Source organism: Pseudomonas sp. C9-3, from assembly GCF_032392015.1.
Taxonomy (GTDB): Bacteria; Pseudomonadota; Gammaproteobacteria; order Pseudomonadales; family Pseudomonadaceae; genus Pseudomonas; species Pseudomonas nitroreducens.
Genome location: NZ_CP135919.1, coordinates 4,800,440 through 4,819,961 on the forward strand (window position 1 = coordinate 4,800,440; position 19,522 = coordinate 4,819,961).

The following is a 19,522-nucleotide window of genomic DNA, read 5'->3' on the forward strand; positions in this document are numbered from 1 at the left end:
CATGTACCTACTCGGTGAACAACCTGCCTACGCCGATCGACTGATCAATCGCCTGCAGGGCATTCCGGCGCAATTGCTCGCCGGCCTGGAACCCGCTGGCGAAGCCATCCGCCTGGAGCGATCCGACGACCTGGAAGGCGAGCTGCCCGGCAAGCATCTGTTCCTCATCGAGAATGGCTTGGTCCATGCGCTGGTGGATGAGCGCCCGCTGTTCTACCTGCAGGAAGGCGACCTGGTCGGCCTGCGCCAGGGTATCGAGCTGCCACCGTGCCGTTACGTCAGCGAAGAACCACTGTGCCTGATCCCCTATTCGCGCAGCGAAGTGTTCCGCCATATCCACAGCGACGAGCAGCGCCAGGAGCAGTTCCTGCACTACTTGATCGGCCACACCGCGCTGCTGTCCGACGCGCTGGCGCACCTCAAGCAACCAGAAATCCGCCCGGCTACCGGCTTCCAGCACTTCGCCGCCGGCGCGCAGCTGATCCAGCAGGGTGATGACGCCGAGCACGTGTTCATCATCATCGAAGGCCACGCCGAGGCCTTCGTCGATGGGCAGAAGGTCGGTGACGTGCAGAAGGACGAAATCTTCGGCGCCATGGCCGTGTTCACCCGCGAGAAGCGCAGCGCGTCGGTCATCGCCAGCGAGCCGTGCACCGTCATGGTGATCCCCAAGGACCAGTTCCTCAGCCTGATGCAGAGCAACCCGCGCATCGCCCACAGCCTCATCGAGGGCATGGCACGCCGCATCGACCTGCTGAACAAGGAAGTCACCCAGTTGCGCCTGCAGCGCCAACCGGACTGAGCCCCAGCCCTTTTAGAAAGCCCGGCCTAGCGCCGGGCTTTTTCGTTACCGCGGTAGGTAATTCGTCGATGAGAAAAAATCTGCAGAAAAGAGGTTGACTCTCAAATGATAATGATTATTATTGAGTCATCTGGTCGCGAGGCCAGATCGATAACCTCAAGAGACCACGCAGTCGGACTCTTCAGATTATCTCCTCATCAGGCTAATCACGGTTTCGACCCGGCACTTTGCCGGGTCTTTTTTTTGCCCCGGTTTTTACCTTTCCGCCCCACCGCCAATCCGCAGAAAAAAACTTCGCATCAGTCGCAGAAAAGCTGTTGACTCTCAAATGATAATGGTTATTATTACAACAACTGGCTGCGAGGCCAGTTGGATAAGCTAGAGAGACCACGCAGTCGGACTCTTCAGATTATCTCCTCATCAGGCTAATCACGGTTTTAGACCCGGCACTTTGCCGGGTCTTTTTTTGCCCGCGATTTCTTGCTCTTCGGCCTGACGGCGGGCCAATGAAAAACGGAGCCTTCCGGCTCCGTCGTGTGGCTCATAGGCTACCGCGCATCTGCGCGCAGTAATCGGTGGGGGGCTGGGCCGGCGTATACCACAGGTAATCCGCCTGGCCGGGCTCCACGGGCTTGCCGACTTCCGCCAGCATCACCACCTGCAGCCCTTGCACCGCGTCGATGTCCTTCAGGTGCAGCGGCATTCCCAGATCGCGCCGCGCATGAAAGCCGCCGGCGATCAGCACGGAGGGTTCGGGAGCTGCCTTGAAGCTTTCGGCCATGCGCCGGTCGCGCTGCTGCTGCACCGCCAGCATCGCCGGGTACTGGCTCTCGGGCAGCAGGCCACAGTGGGAAGCACGGATATCCTCCAGCAAGGCATCGCGCACCGACGCCGCCGTGGACGCCGAGCCTTGCAGCTGCGGCTTGGTCCGGTAGATGTTCATGATCTCGTCACGATCCAGGTTGGCCGCCAGTAATGGCGCCGGCTGCTTCACCAGCCAGGTCACCAGCGAGCCGTATTGCGACCAGTCCCAGCCCGGCTGCCAGCGCAGCGCAGCGATCAGGTCGCTCGGCATGTCGCCCTTCGCGGCGGATGCCTGGGCGGCGCTGACGGCGTTCTGCTGCTCGGGACCGAGCATTTCCAGCAGCACGCTGCCACTCGGGCGGCGCTCGGCCAGGGCGCGCACCAGCCAGAGCTCAAGGGCATGGTGATCCGGATTGTCGTGCTGCTCACCAACGATTACCCGCGGTGCCGCTGCAAGTCGATCAAGCAGCTGCGCGGTGGAAAGCTGCTCGCCGCTGCGCAGATCGCGGATCACCCCCAGCTCGGCGCTGTCGCGCCCTTCCGGGCTTTGCCAGGCTGGCAGCGGCGGCGCAGCCACCTGGCCCTGGCAGGCAGCGAGCAACGCCAGCAGTGGGACGAGCAGGACCTTCTTCATGGCGACTCCTATCAGCGCGCGATGATCAGCGGATGGCCGCGCTCCGGGTGCTTCTGAACCAGCACGTCGAGGCCGAAGACCGTGCGCAGGGGCTCGGCCTGAAGCACCTCACGCGGCGTGCCGAACAGATGTGCACGCGTCTCGTGCAGCAGCAACAGGCGGTCACAGTAGCGCGCCGCAAGGTTCAGGTCGTGCAGGATGACCAGCACTGCCGCGCCGCGCCCGGCGAACTCTCGCACAGCCTGCAGCGTGGTGTGCTGATGCAACGGGTCGAGGGCGGACGTCGGTTCGTCCAGCAGCAGGATCTGCTCCTCTCCGCCCGGCCAGAGCTGCGCCAGCACCCGAGCCAGGTGCACGCGCTGGCGCTCGCCGCCGGACAGCGCCAGGTAGCTGCGCCCGGCAAGGTGCGAGGCATCCGCGGCGCGCATCGCTTCGCGGATGATCGTTTCATCGCGCTGGCGGCCAGTGTCGTGAGGCAGCCGGCCGAAACCCACCACCGCCTCGACGGAGAAGGCGAAGTTCAGCGAAGACGATTGCGGCAGAACAGCCAGCCGCCGCGCGCGCTCGGGGCCCTGCCACGACTCCAGCGGGCGACCGTCGAGGCTCACCGCTCCGCTGATAAGCGGCAATTCACCATTCAAGGCGCCGAGCAGCGTGCTCTTGCCCGCGCCGTTGGGGCCGAGCACACCGAGCACTTCGCCCGGCTGCAGCGTCACGCTCACATCCTGCAGGACGACCTGGGAGCCGCGACTCACCAGCAGCTTGTCTGCGCACAGCATCAGGAGCGCCCCCGGATCAGCAGGTAGAGGAAGAACGGCGCGCCGATCAGCGCAGTGACGATGCCGATCGGGAGCTCCGCCGGCGCCAGCGCCAGGCGAGCGATCAGGTCGGCCAATAGTAGAAGGATCGCACCGCCGAACATCGATGCCGGCAGCAGCACGCGGTGATCCGGGCCGACGATCAGCCGCAGCAGGTGCGGCACGACCAGGCCGATGAAGCCGATCATCCCGGCCGCCGCCACCGCCGCGCCCACACCGAGGGCAGTGCAGAGGATCAGTTCGATTTTCAGTCGCTCGACGTCGAAGCCCAGGTGGCGCGCCTCGGACTCGCCCAGCAACAGCGCATTCAACGCATTCACCCGACGCGGCAACCAGCAGGCTACCAGCAACGTGATCAGCAGCAGTGGCCACAGACGCGGGTAGCTCGCACCATTGAGGCTGCCGAGATTCCAGAAGGTCAGCGTGCGCAGCGTGGCGTCGTCGGCGAGGTAGGTGAACAGCCCGATCAGCGCACCGGCCAATGCCGTCAGCGCGATGCCGGCCAGCAACATGGTTGCCACACTGGTCTGGCCGTTGTGGCGACCCAGCCGATACACCAGCGCCGTCACCAGCAGGCCACCGACAAAGGCGCAGGCGGACAACAAATAAGGAGCAAAGACTTCCGGCAGCCCGCCGATGGAGGCGCCGAAGACGATGGCAATGGCGGCCCCCAGCGCGGCACCGCTGGAAACCCCGATCAGGCCGGGGTCGGCCAGCGGGTTGCGGAACAAGCCCTGCATCGCCACACCGGCCAGCGCCAGCACGCCGCCGGTGGCGATGCCCAGCAAGGTGCGCGGCAGGCGGATCTGCCCGACGATCAGTTCAGCCTGGCCGAGCCCGTCGACGGACACCGGCAGCCCGAGCATGTGCGCCAGCGCGCGCAGGGTATCGCCCAGCGGCAGGCTCACCGGCCCGAGGGCCAGTGAGAGCCAGACGACCAGCAGCAGGAGAAAACCGAGGAACAGGAACAACGGTCGAGCGGTAACGATCCGGGTCAAGGACGACTTTCCGTGTTCAGAGCCTGCGCGGAAGGATAAAAGGCCTGAGCGAGGCTAGCCAGCCCGTCGGGGATGCGCGGACCGAGGCCACCGACCAGCAGGGTCGGGTCGAGCACCAGCACGCGACCGTCGCGCACTGCGCTGGTCGCAGCGAGGCCGGGGTTCTGCTGGGTCAATGCAGCACGTGCCTTGTCGCCGTCCAGGGCGCGGTCGCTGAGCACCACCACCTGCGGGTTCAGCGCGGTGAGCGCCTCGGTGGAGAGCGTCTTGTAGCCGGTATGGGTCGCGAGGTTGCGGCCGCCAGCATGCTGGATCAGCCAGTCGCCGGAGGTGTCCTGCCCGGCCACCAGCAGGTTGCCGCCGGCATGCCCGACCAGCAGCACGACACCGGGAGCGGCCTGTGCGGCCTGGGCCTTCTTCACCCAGGCGCCCTGCGCGGCAAGGCGTGCATCGAAGTCCGACTCGGCCCGCTTCGCCTTATCCACTGCGCCGAGCAGTTCGCCCAGGCGCTGGATGGTGTCGTGTACGGTCTTTTCGTCAGCCTTGGCCGACAGTGTTTCGATCCGCACGCCCGCGGCACGCAATTGCTGCAGCACCGGCGGCGGGCCCATTTCCTCACTGCCCAGCAGAATATCCGGCTTCAGCGCCAGGATGCCTTCGGCGGCGAGCTGTCGCTGGTAGCCGATCTTCGGCAACGCCTGCAGCGAAGCCGGATGCAGGCTGGTGGTATCGACGCCGACCAGCTTGGCCTCGCCCCCCAGGGCAACCACCCATTCGCTGAGCGAACCACCAGCGCTCACCCAGCGCTGCGGCAGCGTATCGGCCAGCGCGCTGGTGGCCGTCAGGCAGAGGCCGGTGAGCAACCCGGCCAGCAGCGGACGGGCAATCATGGAAGCCTTCTTCATCGCGTCAGCCCTCAGAGTGCCGGGAAGGATTCGGCAAGTTCGCGCCAGCCCTGCAACTCCGGAACTCCCGGCTTGCGTGCGCCAAACACTTGCAGCACCAATTCGCCATGGGCATCGAAGGCTTCCCAGCTGGTGATCACGCCATCGCTGCTCGGCTTGCGCACGCGCCACAACTCGACCACGCCCGGCGTCTTCAGATGCAGGTTGAACAGCGGATCGAGGACGTTGAACCAGTCGTCCATCCACTTGAGGTTTTCCACGGTGCCGGTATGGATCTGGATGCAATGGGCGTTGCCGACGAAGAGCATGATCGGCAACTGGCTTGCACCGGCCGCTTCCAGCAGGCGCGGCAGCTCGGCAGTATCCAGGGGCTCGGCCCACTCGCGGCCGGCCAGGCGCAGCGCCTGGGTGCGCTGGACCTTGTGCTTCTTCAGCAAGGCAAAGAAATGGTGGGTGTCCTTCAGAGCCGACCAGCCCTCACGCAAGGCAGCAACGTCGATTTCGCCGTCGGCCAGCGCAGCCGCCTTGGGCTCGAGCGGTACCAGCTCCAGATCGGCGCTCTGCTCAGCAGCAGTGAAGCTGCGCACCAACGGGTCCCAGGCGGCGAGGTCGCTCTGCTCGGTGAGGAACACCTTGTGCACGGCGGTGCCCTGGCGGTCGAAGACCTGAATGCTGCGCTGGGTGCCGTGGGCGGTCTCCTCGCTGACGGCGAAGGCGCTGGCCCAGCCGCCGAGGAACAGGCGCAGGTCGATGTCCGGGGAGACCACCAGGCCCATCTGGCCATTGGCGGAAACGGTCACGTCGCGGTACGGCCCCTTGCGCTCGTGCACACAATGCTCGTTGCGGGTCAGCGCCATGATCTGCCCCAGCTCGCCCAGTGCCGGCAGCAGCTCGGCCCAGTCGGTGCGCAGGCGCACGGCGTCTACGCCCAGGCGGCTGGCCGTCAGCTCGGCTTCGCTCACGGCCAGGTGGTGCGCCGCATCGCGGGCGCGCAGGCGCGGTTTCTCGGCGCGCAGGGCTTGCCAGGCGCGGTACAGCTCTGAGGCCGGCGCAGTCAGGGTCGTCATTGCAGAGTTCCTCGTTCGAAAGGTGGCCTGCCGCGGTGCGGCAGCATGAACGAACCTTGCCACAGGAAAATTAGGAAATCTATTTGATAATTATTTGCATTAGATTGCAGAGAGGCTTAAGGTCGGCGCCGATTTCGCCTGGCTCCCGGCGAGCACCGACTTCAGCACACGGAAGTGCACCCTCTTCCGGTCCTGCCATCCACGCGCGGATAATGGCCGCCCTGATGGAGACCGTGTCGAATGATCCTGCTCTGCGCCCCGCATGACCTGGCCGAAGGCCAGAGCCGGGGCTTCAAGGCCGCCGGCCTGAACCTTTTCGCCGTGCGCCGCGAAGGCCGCGTGTACGCCTACCGCAACCGCTGCCCGCACCGGGAAATCCCCCTGGGCTACGACGCCGAGAACGTTCTCGATGCCAGCGGCCGCCTGCTGCAATGCGGCCATCATGGCGCGCTGTTCCTGATCGAGACCGGCGAGTGTATCCAGGGGCCGTGCCTGGGGGATGTTCTGCAAGCGCTGCCCTGCCGGGAGGATGAACAGGGGATCTGGCTGGACGAAAGCGACCAAGGATAGGAACGGTTCCGGGCCGGCTCGCGAGCAGCCCAACGCCAGACCAGCAGTCGAGCGACTAGAGCAACACCCTCAGCGGCCGATCCAGAAACATCTCCTGGGTATCAATCCGCGCCCCATACGCCAGCACTTCCACTCCGGCAGCACGCGCCTCGGCCAGCGCCGCCGCATAGGCCGGATCGATCTCCGTCGCCGGGCGCACCGCTTCGATCTCCGACAGGTTCACCGCATACAGCAGCACCGCACGCATACCGTCGCGCGCCAGCGCCGCCAGTTCGCGCAGGTGCTTGGCGCCGCGCTGGGTAACGGCGTCGGGGAAGGCGGCGACGGTGGTGCCGTCGAATCCCAGGGTCACGCTCTTCACCTCCACGAACACCGGCTTGCCGGCGTACATCAGGCGGAAGTCCGCGCGGCTGTTTTCCTGTCCGTAGGCAACCTCGCGGCGCAGCTCATCGAAGCCGGCCAACTCGGTCACCGTACCGGCCAGCAGCGCCTCTTCCACCAGCCGATTGGCCCGCCCGGTGTTAACGCAAGCCAGGCGACCCTGCGGCGTCTCCACCAGTTCCCAGGTACCGGGCAGCTTGCGCTTGGGATCATCGGAGCGGCTGAACCAGACGCGGCAACCTTCGCTCATGCAGTTGAGCATCGAGCCGGTGTTCGGGCAGTGGATGGTGAGCAACTCGCCACTGGCGGTCTCGATGTCCGCCAGGAAGCGCTTGTAGCGTTTGATCAGGCGCGCCTCTTCCAGCGCCGGCTCGAAGCGCATCAGGGGCGCCAGGTCTTGAGGCCGCGGGCAATGCGTTCCACCGCCTGCTGCAGGCGCTCGACGCTCTGCGTGTAAGCGAAACGCACATGGTGCGACGCCTGGTAACGCCCGAAGTCGACGCCAGGCGTGAAGGCCACGTGCTCGGTCTCGATAAAGTGCTGGCAGAAGGCGAAGGCGTCACCGCCGAAGGCGCTGATGTCTGCGTAAAGATAGAAGGCACCTTCCGGTTCCACGGCGATGCCGAAGCCCAGCTCGCGCAGTGCAGGCAGCAGGTAGTCGCGGCGGCGGCGGAACTCTTCGCGGCGTTCCTCGAGGATCGCCAGGGTGGCCGGCTCGAAGCAGGCCAGCGCGGCGTGCTGGGCCATGCTCGGCGCGCTGATGTAGAGGTTCTGCGCCAGCTTCTCCAGCTCCCCCACTGCATCCGGCGGCGCCACCAGCCAGCCCAGGCGCCAGCCGGTCATGCCGAAATATTTGGAGAAACTGTTGAGAACGAAGGCGTCGTCATCCACCTCCAGGACGCTGGACGCGTCAATGCCGTAGGTCAGGCCGTGGTAGATCTCGTCCACCACCAGATGGCCGCCGCGCGCCTTGAGCGTGGACGACAGCGCGGCGAGTTCATCCTTGTGCAACAGGGTGCCCGTAGGATTCGCCGGCGATGCGGCCAGAGCGCCTACACTGTCCTGATCCCAGTGCCGTGCGACGAGCTCCGGGGTGAGCTGGTAACGGCTCTCCGGACCGACCGGCACCAGTTGCGCGGCGCCTTCCACCAGGCGCAGGAAATGACGATTGCACGGGTACCCCGGATCGGCCAGCAACCAGTGCTTGCCCGGATCCACCAGCAGGCTGCTGGCAAGCAACAGGGCGCCGGAGCCGCCGGGCGTGACGAGGATGCGCTGCGGGTCGATCGACAGGCCGTAGCGCTGGGCGTAGAAGCCGGCAATGGCTTCGCGCAGAGCCGGCAGGCCACGTGCGGCGGTATAGCGCGTGTGACCATTTGCCAGGGCCTGCTGCCCGGCCTCGACGATGGGCGCCGCGGTGGTGAAGTCCGGCTCGCCGATTTCCAGGTGGATGACGTCGTGGCCCGCGGCCTGCAGCTCGTTGGCCCGCGCCAGCAGCGCCATGACGTGGAAGGGTTCGATGGCGCGACTGCGCGCACTGAAGGTGGTGGCCATGCAATATTCCGAACTTTGCGACAGAGCCGGGATTCTAACAGGCCACTGATGAATACTGGGCAGCCGCGCACAGACAGCGCGGCGCCTGGGAACTTGCAGGCTACGTCTGGCAAACACCAGCGATCCTGCAAAGGTTTGCCGAGAAACCCGCTGGTCGTGACCAGTGGGTCGGCAAGCTGGCGGTCAGGTATGTGCGGGCACTGCCAGCCTCGACAACCGGGAGTAGCGTCCCCGTTATCGTTCTGGTAAGTTCGCCCGCTGCGAGCGCGGGGCCGGCGGTGCCGGAGAGGGACCATCCGCGAGAGGATTAGCGAGAGTGAGAGGCGGTCATCCATGCCCACCAAAGCAAAACAACAGAGCAGCCAACTGATTCGTGGCTTCGAGCCCTACCAGGAAACCAAGGGCGAGGAGTACATGAGCGATCGCATGCGCGCGCACTTCACCTCCATCCTCAACAAATGGAAAGTTGAGCTGATGGAAGAAGTGGACCGCACTGTGCACCACATGCAGGACGAAGCGGCAAACTTCCCGGACCCGGCCGACCGTGCCAGCCAGGAAGAAGAGTTCAGCCTCGAACTGCGCGCCCGCGACCGCGAGCGCAAGCTGATCAAGAAGATCGACGAGACCCTGCAACTGATCGAAGACAACGACTACGGCTGGTGCGATTCCTGCGGCGTCGAGATCGGCATCCGCCGTCTGGAAGCCCGCCCCACCGCCACCCTGTGCATCGACTGCAAGACCCTGGCGGAAATCAAGGAAAAGCAGCTGGGCTCCTGAGCCTGGTTGATCCCGAACGGGGCGCTGCGGCGCCCCGTTTCGTTTCTGCTGCCATCTGAAGAGCCGCCATGCCCGCCACCCAGTACATCGGACGCTTCGCCCCCACGCCCAGCGGTTACCTGCACTTCGGCTCGCTGGTGGCCGCTGTCGCTTCCTACCTGGATGCGCGCTCGGTGGGTGGAAAGTGGCTGGTGCGCATGGAGGACCTCGACCCGCCACGGGAAATGCCCGGTGCCCAGGCGGCGATCCTGGAAACCCTGGAACGCTACGGCTTCGAGTGGGACGGCCCGGTGGAGCGCCAGAGCGACCGCCACGCAGCCTACTCCGCGCAAGTCGAACAATGGCTGCGCAGCGGCCTGGCCTACGCCTGCACCTGCTCGCGCAAGCAGCTCGAAGGCAGCAACGGCATCTATCCCGGCACCTGCCGCGACGCCCAGCATGACTGGCACGGCGACGTCGCCATCCGCATCCGCGTGCCGGAACTGGACTATCGCTTCACCGACCGCCTGCAGGGCGAATTCCACCAGCATCTGGGCCGCGAAGTGGGTGACTTCATCATCCGCCGCCGCGACGGGCTGTTCGCCTATCAACTGGCGGTGGTGCTGGACGATGCCTGGCAGGGTGTCACCGACATCGTCCGCGGCGCCGACCTGCTGGACAACACCCCGCGCCAGCTCTATCTGCAGGAACTGCTGGGCATCGCCGCGCCGCGCTACCTGCACGTCCCGCTGATCATCCAGCCCGACGGCCACAAGCTGGGCAAATCCTATCGCTCACCGCCGCTGGAGGCCGAACAGGCTGCCCCGCTGCTGGTGCGCGCGCTGAAGGCGCTGGGTCAGAATCCGCCCGCTGGGCTGGCGCAAAGCGCGCCGGGTGATGTCCTCACCTGGGGCATCAGGCACTGGAATGCCGAAGCCATCCCCCATAGCCTGACGCTGGAAGACGCGCAGCTCTAGACTGGTAAACAGCAGCGGCTCTTCGCAGGACCGAGTGGGGCGCCTAGCCCTTGCTCGCGAACCCGAATCCCGCTGCGGGGGCTTGTTCGCGAGCAAGCTCGCTCCCACAAGGTCTGCCGCCCCTTCGGCAAGAGCCGGGCCGGCTTGCCGGCGACTGTGCGCACAGGTAGCCTGCCCGCCGAACCAAGAGAGAGACGACATGTACATCTACCGACTGGTGTTGCTCCTGGTCGTGGGCATCTACCTGTTCTCACCGGCCATCATGGACTGGTGGATCGATCCCCACGGCGCCTGGTACCGCCCGTATCTGCTGTGGCTGATCCTGATCGTCGTCACCTTCATCCTGCAGAGCCAGCGCGATGCTGACGAGCTTTAGCCTCACCCAGCTGATCCTGATCAGCGCCGCTTACCTGATGGTCCTTTTCGGTGTCGCCTGGATCACCGAGCGCGGCTTCATCCCGCGCCGGCTGGTGCGCCACCCGTTGATCTACACCCTGTCGCTGGGCGTGTATGCCAGCGCGTGGGCGTTCTATGGCACGGTCGGGCTGGCCTACCAGTACGGCTACGGCTTCCTGGCGATCTACCTGGGCGTTTCCGGAGCCTTCCTGCTTGCCCCGGTGCTGCTCTATCCGATCCTGCGCATCACGCGGGCCTACCAGTTGTCGTCGCTGGCCGACCTGTTCGCCTTCCGCTTCCGCAGCACCTGGGCCGGCGCGCTGACCACACTGTTCATGCTGATCGGCGTATTGCCGATGCTGGCACTGCAGATCCAGGCAGTGACCGACTCGATCAGCATCCTCACCCGCGAATCCGAGCCCAACCGCGCGGCGTTGGCGTTCTGCGCACTGATCACACTGTTTGCCATCCTCTTCGGCGCGCGCCACATCGCCACCCGCGAGCGCCACGAAGGGCTGGTGATGGCGATCGCCTTCGAGTCGCTGGTGAAGCTGGTGGCGCTCTGCTCCATCGGCCTGTTCGCTCTGTATGGCGTGTTCGGCGGCCCCGACGGCCTGGAAGTCTGGCTGCTGCAGAACCAGGAAGCGCTGAGCACCCTGCACACGCCACTCGCCGAAGGCCCGTGGCGCACGCTGCTGCTGGTGTTCTTCGCCGCGGCCATCGTGATGCCCCACATGTTCCACATGACCTTCACCGAGAACCTCAACCCGCGCTCGCTGCTCAGCGCCAGTTGGGGCCTGCCGCTGTTCCTGCTGCCGATGAGCCTGGCAGTGCCGCCAATCCTCTGGGCCGGCCTGCACCTGGGCGCCTCGACCAACCCGGAATACTTCACCCTCGGCCTGGGCATCTCGGTGGACAGCCCGGCGCTGGCGCTGACCGCCTTCATCGGCGGCATCTCCGCCGCCAGCGGCTTGATTATCGTAATGACCCTGGCGCTCTCGGGCATGGTGCTCAACCACCTGGTGCTGCCGCTCTACCAGCCGCCAGCCGAGGGCAACATCTACCGCTGGCTGAAATGGACACGCCGCGCCCTGATCGCCGCGATCATCATGGCCGGTTATGCCTTCTACTTGCTGCTGGGCGCCGAGCAGGACCTGTCCAACCTCGGCATCGTCTCCTTCGTCGCCACCCTGCAGTTCCTCCCCGGCGCGCTGGCCGTGCTCTACTGGCCGACCGCCAACCGCCGCGGCTTCATCGCCGGCCTGGTGGCGGGCATGCTGGTGTGGGGCGCGACCATGCTCACCCCGCTGGTCGCGAACATGCAGAGCATCTATCTGCCGCTGTTCAACTCGCTCTACGTACTGGACGACACCACCTGGCACCTCGCGGCGCTCGCCTCGCTGGCGGCCAACGTGCTGGTGTTCACCCTGGTCTCGCTGTTCACCGAAGCCAGCGATGAAGAGAAGGGCGCCGCCGAAGCCTGCGCCGTGGACAATGTCCGCCGCCCGCAGCGCCGCGAGCTGATCGCAGTCTCCCCACAGGAGTTCGCCAGCCAGCTGGCCAAACCGTTGGGCGCAAAGACTGCACAGCGCGAGGTGGAGCAGGCCCTGCGCGACCTGCACCTGCCCTTCGACGAGCGCCGCCCCTATGCCCTGCGCCGTCTGCGCGACCGCATCGAAGCGAACCTTTCCGGCCTGATGGGCCCGAGCGTGGCGCAGGACATGGTGGAAACCTTCCTGCCCTACAAGGCCAGCAGCGAAGCCTATGTCACCGAGGACATCCACTTCATCGAGAGCCGCCTGGAGGATTACCACTCCCGGCTCACCGGCCTGGCCGCCGAACTCGACACCCTGCGCCGCTACCACCGCCAGACCCTGCAGGATCTGCCCATGGGCGTCTGCTCGCTGGCCAAGGACCAGGAAATCCTCATGTGGAACCGCGCCATCGAGGACCTCACTGGTGTCAGCGCACAACGCGTGGTCGGCTCCCGCCTGGCCGCCCTGCCCGACCCGTGGCGCGGCCTGCTGGAAGGCTTCATCGATGCGCCGGACGAGCACCTGCACAAGCAGCGTCTGTCCATCGAGGGCCAGACCCGCTGGCTGAACCTGCACAAGGCGGCGATCGAGGAACCGCTCGCGCCCGGTAACAGCGGCCTGGTACTGCTGGTGGAAGACCTCACCGAAACCCAGTCCCTGGAAGACAAACTGATCCACTCCGAGCGCCTGGCTTCCATCGGCCGCCTGGCCGCCGGTGTCGCCCACGAGATCGGCAACCCCATCACCGGCATCGCCTGCCTGGCGCAGAACCTGCGGGAAGAGCGCGAGGGCGATAGCGAACTGACCGAGATCAGCGGGCAGATCCTCGAGCAGACCAAGCGCGTCTCGCGCATCGTGCAGTCACTGATGAGCTTCGCCCACGCCGGCGGCAAACAGGTTGCGGCCGAGCCGGTATGCCTGGCGGACGTCGCCCAGGAAGCCATCGGCCTGCTCTCGCTGAACAAGCGCAGCGTCGATGTGCAGTTCTTCAACCTGTGCGACCCGGAACACTGGGTGGAAGGCGACTCCCAGCGCCTGGCGCAGGTACTGATCAACCTGCTCTCCAACGCTCGTGATGCCTCGCCGCCCAACGGCGCGATCCGCGTACGCAGCGAAGCCTCCGAGCAAACCGTCGACCTGATCGTCGAGGACGAAGGCAGCGGCATACCCAAATCGATCATCGACCGCCTGTTCGAGCCGTTCTTCACCACCAAGGACCCGGGCAAAGGAACCGGCCTGGGCCTCGCGCTGGTCTATTCGATCGTGGAAGAGCATTATGGGCAAATCACCATAGACAGCCCGGCAGACCCGGAACGCGAATGCGGTACCCGCATCAGCGTCACCTTGCCGCGGCATCCTGGCCCGACGGCCGAGCAGTAAACGAGCACGTCGAGAGAGCTGAATACATGGCACATATCCTCATCGTCGAAGACGAAACCATCATCCGTTCCGCCCTGCGACGGTTGCTCGAGCGGAACCAGTACCAGGTCAGCGAGGCTGGCTCGGTGCAGGAGGCACAGGAGCGCTACAGCATCCCGTCGTTCGACATGATCGTCAGCGACCTGCGCCTGCCCGGCGCCCCCGGCACCGAACTGATCAAGCTGGCCCAGGGCACCCCGGTGCTGATCATGACCAGCTACGCCAGCCTGCGCTCGGCGGTGGACTCGATGAAGATGGGCGCGGTGGACTACATCGCCAAGCCGTTCGACCACGACGAGATGCTCCAGGCTGTGGCGCGCATCCTCAAGGATCGCCAGGAGAACCGTAACGCTCCCGCCGAAACCCGCGGTAACGCCAAGGCCGCCGAGCGTAGCAGCGGTAACACCGCCGCCGCGGATGGCGATATCGGCATCATCGGCTCCTGCCCGCCCATGCAGGAGCTCTACACCAAGATCCGCAAGGTCGCGCCGACTGATTCCAACGTGCTGATCCAGGGCGAGTCCGGTACCGGCAAGGAACTGGTCGCCCGTGCGCTGCACAACCTGTCCAAGCGCACCAAGGCGCCGCTGATCTCGGTGAACTGCGCCGCGATCCCGGAAACCCTGATCGAATCCGAACTGTTCGGCCACGAGAAAGGCGCATTCACCGGCGCCAGCGCTGGCCGTGCGGGCCTCGTGGAAGCCGCCGACGGCGGCACCCTGTTCCTCGACGAAATCGGCGAACTGCCGCTGGAAGCCCAGGCGCGCCTGCTGCGCGTATTGCAGGAAGGCGAGATCCGCCGGGTCGGCTCGGTGCAGTCGCAGAAGGTCGACGTCCGCCTGATCGCTGCCACCCACCGCGACCTGAAAATGCTGGCCAAGACCGGCCAGTTCCGCGAAGACCTCTATTACCGCCTGCACGTGATCTCGCTGAAGCTGCCGCCCCTGCGCGAACGCGGGGCCGACGTCATGGAAATCGCCCGCTCCTTCCTGGCGCGCCAGTGCTCCCAGATGGGGCGCCCGGCGCTGACCTTCTCTCACGAAGCCGAGCAGGCCATCCGTCACTACCCGTGGCCGGGTAACGTACGCGAACTGGAGAACGCCATCGAGCGCGCTGTGATCCTCAGCGAAAGCCAGGAAATCCCTGCCGACCTGCTAGGCATCGACATCGAGCTGGACGATCTGGAAGACGACTTCGGCGATGACGGCGACCTGCGCCCGACCAACGGCAGCGCCAGCAATCACGAGCCCACCGAGGATCTGTCGCTGGAGGACTACTTCCAGCACTTCGTCCTCGAACACCAGGACCACATGACCGAGACCGAGCTGGCCCGCAAGCTGGGCATCAGCCGCAAATGCCTGTGGGAACGTCGCCAGCGCCTGGGCATCCCACGCCGCAAATCGGGTGCTGCGGCGGACTCGTAACAGGTCACCACACTGTTACCGGAGACATGCTCCGTAACAAAGCCGGGTTCATCGGTAACGGAAACCCGGCTTTTTTGTGCCTGCCGTTCGGAGGCGAATCCTCGCAAGCCATTGAAAAATAAGGATTCGCAAAAGTTGGCACGGCATCTGCTTTGTTATTGGCACAACAACAATAACAAGCACGACCACTCAAAATAAGAACAAGACGAAACGACTCCAGCACAACAAAAACAAAATCGCGGAGGCGCAGCTAACTGATTCTTTTGGAGAAGGGTAGCCGTCGGGAGCAGTCCCGCAACCAGTCAAGAAGAATAAAACTGTCTTGAGGCAGCACGCAAAACTGGTTGGATCGCAAGATCATTGCTCACTCAGCGACCAAAGCAATCCGTTTGCTATTGAACACCTTCCAAGTGTGGAAGGTTCCCCGAAGCAGGTAGCTTCGAGGGTCGGGTCTACAAACAAAAACAACAAGCCCGGTAATCATAATAAAAACAAAGCACGCACCTATTTGGGGGGGAGCCTCGGCTCCCCCAGTAGCTTTCGCTACACCCTCTCCCCTTCTCCCCGCAAGTCCCTTTCCCCAGTTTTCTTCATCATCCCACCCCACAATGCTAGAATCGCCGCGGCGCAGACGGCAGACGATTTGCTGCCAATTGTTTCCAGGCAGCAGCAGGCACCCGCCATCCTCCAGGAAACGCCGTGAACACGCGGCGCTGCAGACGCCATCCATACACCCATTCCCGATAGTGCACACATGCTGAAAAAGCTGATCCAGTCCATCCGATCCCCATTGCGCCGTCCGCGCGCTGTCCGCACTACTCCGGAAGTCGTTGGCAATCATCAGCACTCGCTGCGGCGGGAACAGTTCAGCAGGAACGCGGTGAACGTCGTGGAGCGCCTGACGAAGGCCGGCTACCAGGCCTACATCGTCGGCGGTGGCGTACGAGACCCGCTGCTCGGCATTCCGCCCAAGGACTTCGACGTAGCCACCAGCGCCACCCCGGAGCAGGTGCGCGCCGAATTCCGCAACGCGCGGGTGATCGGTCGCCGCTTCAAGCTGGTCCATGTCCATTTCGGCCGCGAGATCATCGAGGTCGCCACCTTCCGCGCTAACCACCCGGTCAGCGAAGACGATACCGACAGCGCCCACGCTTCGCGTAACGAAGCCGGCCGCATCCTGCGCGACAACGTCTATGGCACCCTGGAAGACGACGCCCAGCGCCGCGACTTCACCATCAACGCCTTGTACTTCGACGTTACCGGCGAGCGCATCCTCGACTACGCCCACGGCGTGCGCGATATCCGCAACCGCCTGATCCGCCTGATCGGCGACCCGGAGCAGCGTTACCTCGAAGACCCGGTACGCATGCTGCGCGCGGTGCGTTTCGCCGCCAAACTGGACTTCGAGATCGAGAAGCACAGTGCTGCGCCGATCCGCCGTCTCGCCCCGCTGCTCAACGAGATTCCGTCCGCGCGCCTGTTCGACGAGGTGCTCAAGCTGTTCCTCAGCGGCAAGGCCGAGCGCACCTTCGAATTGCTCAACGAATATGACCTGTTCGCTCCGCTGTTCCCGGCGAGCGCCAAGGCGCTGAAGGATGACCCGGAATACGCCGGCAAGCTGATGCGCCAGGCCCTGGCCAACACCGACGAGCGCATTCGCCTGGGCAAGCCGGTCACCCCGGCCTTCCTGTTTGCCGCGCTGCTCTGGCCGGCCCTGCCCGCCCGCGTGCTGAAACTGCAGGACCGCGGCATGCCGCCGATCCCGGCGATGCAGGAAGCCGCCCACGAACTGATCCTCGAACAGTGCCGTCGCACTGCGGTGCCCAAGCGTTTCACCATTCCGATCCGCGAGATCTGGGACATGCAGGAACGCCTGCCGCGCCGCCAGGGCAAGAAGGCCGACCTGCTGCTGGAAAACCCGCGCTTCCGCGCCGGCTACGATTTCCTTCTGCTGCGCGAAAGCGCCGGCGAGGAAACCGGCGGTCTCGGCGACTGGTGGACCGACTACCAGGAAGCCAGCGATGGCGAGCGTCGCGGCATGATCCGCAACCTGGCCAGCCAGCAGGAAGAAGCCGGCGCAGCCCCGCGCAAGCGCCGGCGTGGCGGCAACAACCGCCGCCGCCGCGGCCCACGCACCGAAGGCACCAGCAGCGAATGAGCGAGCGCGTGTACATCGGGCTCGGGAGCAATCTCGCCGAGCCGCGCCAGCAGTTGGAAGCCGCACTGAAGGCCATGGCGCAGATTCCCGCCAGCAAGGTAGCGGTGGTTTCCCCGCTGTACGCCAGCGATCCGCTGGGCCCGCCGGACCAGCCACGCTACGTCAATGCCGTGGCCGCGCTGGATACCGACCTGGACCCACTCGCCCTGCTGGATGCCCTGCAGACCATCGAGCTGGAACAAGGGCGCGTACGCAAGGACGAGCGCTGGGGGCCACGCACCCTCGATCTCGATATCCTGCTGTTCGGTGACCGGGTGATCGACGAGCCGCGCCTCACCGTCCCGCACTACCACATGCACGCCCGCGCCTTCGTGCTTTACCCGCTGGCAGACCTGGCCCCACAACTGCGTTTCCCCGACGGTCGTACCCTGCCCGAGCTGCTCGCCGCCTGTCCGTTCAGCGGCCTCGAGCGCCTGTCCTGAGGCATGCTGCGCCCCAGGTGTGGGGCGCACTGACAGTAACGCCGTAACAGTCCGGTAACACCTGCAATTGACTTCGCCTTTTTCGATCCGGACTATAGGGCCCCGTTTGCCCCTGCCCGGCGCAGAACCGAGGACACTTTCATGCCTGATGTCACCCTGACCACCCTGCAAGGTCTCAAGCAAAGCGGCGAAAAGATCGCGATGCTGACCTCCTACGATGCCACTTTCGCCCACACCGCCAGCCTGGCCGGTGCCGAAATGCTGCTGATCGGTGACTCCCTGGGTATGGTGCTGCAAGGTCACGACAGTACGCTGCCGGTGACCGTCGAAGACATGGCCTACCACACCGCCGCAGTCAAACGCGGTAACAAGGGCGCACTGATCGTCACCGACCTGCCGTTCGAATCCGGCACCTCGCTGGACCAGTTGCTGCGCGACTCGGTCAAGGTGATGCAGGCCGGCGCCCATATGGTCAAGCTCGAAGGCGGCTCCTGGCTCGCCGAGCCGATCGTCCGCCTGGCCCAGATGGGCATCCCCGTATGCGCACACCTGGGCCTCACCCCGCAGGCCGTCAACCTGTTCGGCGGCTTCAAGGTCCAGGGCCGCCAGGAAAACCAGGCGCGCCAGCTGCGTGCCGATGCCATTGCCCTGGAGCAGGCTGGCGCTGCAGTGTTGCTGCTGGAATGCGTACCGTCCGCCCTGGCGAAGGAAATCACCGAAGCCGTGAAGATCCCGGTCATCGGTATCGGCGCCGGTGCCGGCACCGACGGCCAGGTGCTGGTGATGCATGACATGCTTGGCCTGTCGCTGTCCGGTCGCTCGCCGAAGTTCGTGAAGAACTTCCTCGAGGGCCAGCCCGATATCCAGTCCGCATTCGCTGCCTATGTGAAGGCCGTGAAGGACGGTACCTTCCCTGGCCCGGAGCACGGTTTCGCCTGATGAACACAGTCAAGACAGTCCGCGAGCTGCGTGCCGCTGTAGCGCGCGCCCGTAGCGAAGGCAAGCGCATCGCGCTGGTGCCGACCATGGGCAACCTGCACGCCGGCCACGCCGCGCTGGTGACCAAGGCCAGCCAGCGCGCCGATTTCGTGGTCGCCAGCATCTTCGTCAACCCGCTGCAGTTCGGCCCCAGCGAAGACCTGGACAAGTACCCGCGCACCCTTGCCGCCGACCAGGAGAAGCTGCTCAGCGCCGGTTGCCACCTGCTGTTCGCCCCCACCGTCGAGGAGATGTACCCGGACGGCATGGACGGCCAGACCCGCCTGCACGTGACTGGTGTCTCCGAGGGCCTGTGCGGCGGCAGCCGACCGGGCCACTTCGATGGCGTCGCCACCGTGGTCTGCAAGCTGTTCAACATGGTCCAGCCCGACATGGCGCTGTTCGGTGAGAAGGACTTCCAGCAGTTGGCGGTGATCCGCAAGCTGGTGCGTGACCTGAACCTGCCGATGCAGATCTTCGGCGAGCCGACCGTGCGTGCGGAGGATGGCCTGGCGCTGTCCTCCCGCAACGGTTACCTGACCGAAGAGCAACGCGCCGTCGCGCCGGTGCTGCAGCGCACGCTGAAGCAACTCGCCGAGCGCATCCGCCAGGGCGAGCGTGACTTCCCTGCCCTGCTGGCCGAAGGCCGCCGGCAGATCGAGGACGCCGGCCTGCGCATCGATTACCTGGAGGCCCGTGAGCCCGCCGGCCTGCACCCGGCCAGCGCGCAAGACCATCAGTTGGTGATCCTGGTCGCCGCCTTCCTCGGCACCACCCGGCTAATCGACAACCTCGCCTTCCACATCGACTGATTCCCCGCCCGACACCCGAATTTTCGCCTCGAAGCCGCGCCAACCGCGGCCT

Annotated in this window: 18 protein-coding genes; 11 read left to right on the forward strand and 7 right to left on the reverse strand. The window is 65.3% G+C overall.

Annotated features, from left to right (window positions below):
* Position 1: 1 nt before the first annotated feature.
* Positions 2-802, forward strand: a complete 801-nt coding sequence (locus RS899_RS22060) for a cyclic nucleotide-binding domain-containing protein (protein ID WP_054910808.1) — start codon at positions 2-4, stop codon at positions 800-802.
* Positions 803-1,343: 541 nt separating this feature from the next.
* Here RS899_RS22060 and RS899_RS22065 read toward each other — a convergent pair.
* The 5 genes from RS899_RS22065 to RS899_RS22085 are packed head-to-tail and all read right to left on the reverse strand — an operon-like array spanning position 1,344 to position 6,028.
* On the reverse strand, positions 1,344-2,240 hold the full coding sequence (locus RS899_RS22065) for a ChaN family lipoprotein (RefSeq protein ID WP_315808086.1): 897 nt from the start codon (positions 2,238-2,240) through the stop codon (positions 1,344-1,346).
* Between the two features lie 11 nt (positions 2,241-2,251).
* A complete protein-coding gene (locus RS899_RS22070) occupies positions 2,252-3,019 on the reverse strand; it encodes a heme ABC transporter ATP-binding protein (RefSeq protein WP_315808087.1) in 768 nt (255 codons plus the stop codon).
* Positions 3,019-4,002: a FecCD family ABC transporter permease gene (locus RS899_RS22075; RefSeq protein WP_139092889.1), complete on the reverse strand. Its 984-nt coding sequence runs from the start codon at positions 4,000-4,002 to the stop codon at positions 3,019-3,021. Before RS899_RS22075 ends, RS899_RS22070 begins: the two co-directional genes overlap by 1 nt.
* A gap of 50 nt (positions 4,003-4,052) precedes the next feature.
* Positions 4,053-4,946 (reverse strand): helical backbone metal receptor, encoded by an 894-nt coding sequence (locus tag RS899_RS22080; RefSeq protein ID WP_315808088.1) that lies wholly within the window; start codon positions 4,944-4,946, stop codon positions 4,053-4,055.
* Positions 4,947-4,972: 26 nt separating this feature from the next.
* On the reverse strand, positions 4,973-6,028 hold the full coding sequence (locus tag RS899_RS22085; protein WP_315808089.1) for a hemin-degrading factor: 1,056 nt from the start codon (positions 6,026-6,028) through the stop codon (positions 4,973-4,975).
* Between the two features lie 240 nt (positions 6,029-6,268).
* On the opposite strand from RS899_RS22085, the gene RS899_RS22090 reads away from it, so the two are divergent.
* On the forward strand, positions 6,269-6,598 hold the full coding sequence (locus tag RS899_RS22090) for a Rieske (2Fe-2S) protein (RefSeq protein ID WP_054910803.1): 330 nt from the start codon (positions 6,269-6,271) through the stop codon (positions 6,596-6,598).
* A 55-nt stretch (positions 6,599-6,653) separates the two neighbouring features.
* Here the strand turns inward: RS899_RS22090 and sfsA are convergent, their stop codons facing one another.
* Both sfsA and RS899_RS22100 read right to left on the reverse strand, forming a co-directional pair.
* Positions 6,654-7,361, reverse strand: coding sequence for a DNA/RNA nuclease SfsA (gene sfsA / locus RS899_RS22095; RefSeq protein ID WP_233297183.1), 708 nt, complete (start codon positions 7,359-7,361; stop codon positions 6,654-6,656).
* A complete protein-coding gene (locus RS899_RS22100) occupies positions 7,361-8,533 on the reverse strand; it encodes a pyridoxal phosphate-dependent aminotransferase (protein ID WP_233297184.1) in 1,173 nt (390 codons plus the stop codon). The genes sfsA and RS899_RS22100 overlap by 1 nt, the downstream gene beginning before the upstream one ends.
* A 333-nt stretch (positions 8,534-8,866) precedes the next feature.
* Here RS899_RS22100 and dksA point away from each other — a divergent pair, with 333 nt between their 5' ends.
* From dksA to panC, 9 genes are all read left to right on the forward strand, one after another.
* Entirely contained in the window at positions 8,867-9,310 is a 444-nt protein-coding gene (gene dksA, locus RS899_RS22105) for an RNA polymerase-binding protein DksA (RefSeq protein ID WP_015478905.1), read from the forward strand.
* 68 nt (positions 9,311-9,378) lie between these two features.
* Positions 9,379-10,266 carry a tRNA glutamyl-Q(34) synthetase GluQRS gene (gluQRS, locus tag RS899_RS22110; protein ID WP_233297185.1) on the forward strand — a complete coding sequence of 296 codons (888 nt, stop codon included), beginning with the start codon at positions 9,379-9,381 and terminating at the stop codon, positions 10,264-10,266.
* A gap of 199 nt (positions 10,267-10,465) precedes the next feature.
* Entirely contained in the window at positions 10,466-10,642 is a 177-nt protein-coding gene (locus RS899_RS22115) for a hypothetical protein (protein WP_015478907.1), read from the forward strand.
* Entirely contained in the window at positions 10,626-13,577 is a 2,952-nt protein-coding gene (locus RS899_RS22120; RefSeq protein WP_054910799.1) for a sensor histidine kinase, read from the forward strand. The genes RS899_RS22115 and RS899_RS22120 overlap by 17 nt, the downstream gene beginning before the upstream one ends.
* Positions 13,578-13,603: 26 nt before the next feature.
* A complete protein-coding gene (locus RS899_RS22125; RefSeq protein WP_233297187.1) occupies positions 13,604-15,040 on the forward strand; it encodes a sigma-54-dependent transcriptional regulator in 1,437 nt (478 codons plus the stop codon).
* A gap of 754 nt (positions 15,041-15,794) precedes the next feature.
* Positions 15,795-17,198 (forward strand): polynucleotide adenylyltransferase PcnB, encoded by a 1,404-nt coding sequence (locus RS899_RS22130; protein WP_054910797.1) that lies wholly within the window; start codon positions 15,795-15,797, stop codon positions 17,196-17,198.
* Positions 17,195-17,680: a 2-amino-4-hydroxy-6-hydroxymethyldihydropteridine diphosphokinase gene (folK, locus tag RS899_RS22135; RefSeq protein ID WP_233297188.1), complete on the forward strand. Its 486-nt coding sequence runs from the start codon at positions 17,195-17,197 to the stop codon at positions 17,678-17,680. Before RS899_RS22130 ends, folK begins: the two co-directional genes overlap by 4 nt.
* 141 nt (positions 17,681-17,821) lie before the next feature.
* The gene (gene panB, locus RS899_RS22140) at positions 17,822-18,619 is read left to right on the forward strand and encodes a 3-methyl-2-oxobutanoate hydroxymethyltransferase (protein WP_054910795.1); all 798 of its coding nucleotides are present in this window, start codon (positions 17,822-17,824) and stop codon (positions 18,617-18,619) included.
* Complete coding sequence (gene panC, locus RS899_RS22145) at positions 18,619-19,470, forward strand: pantoate--beta-alanine ligase (protein WP_315808090.1); 852 nt, start codon at positions 18,619-18,621, stop codon at positions 19,468-19,470. Before panB ends, panC begins: the two co-directional genes overlap by 1 nt.
* The last annotated feature ends 52 nt before the right edge of the window (positions 19,471-19,522 follow it).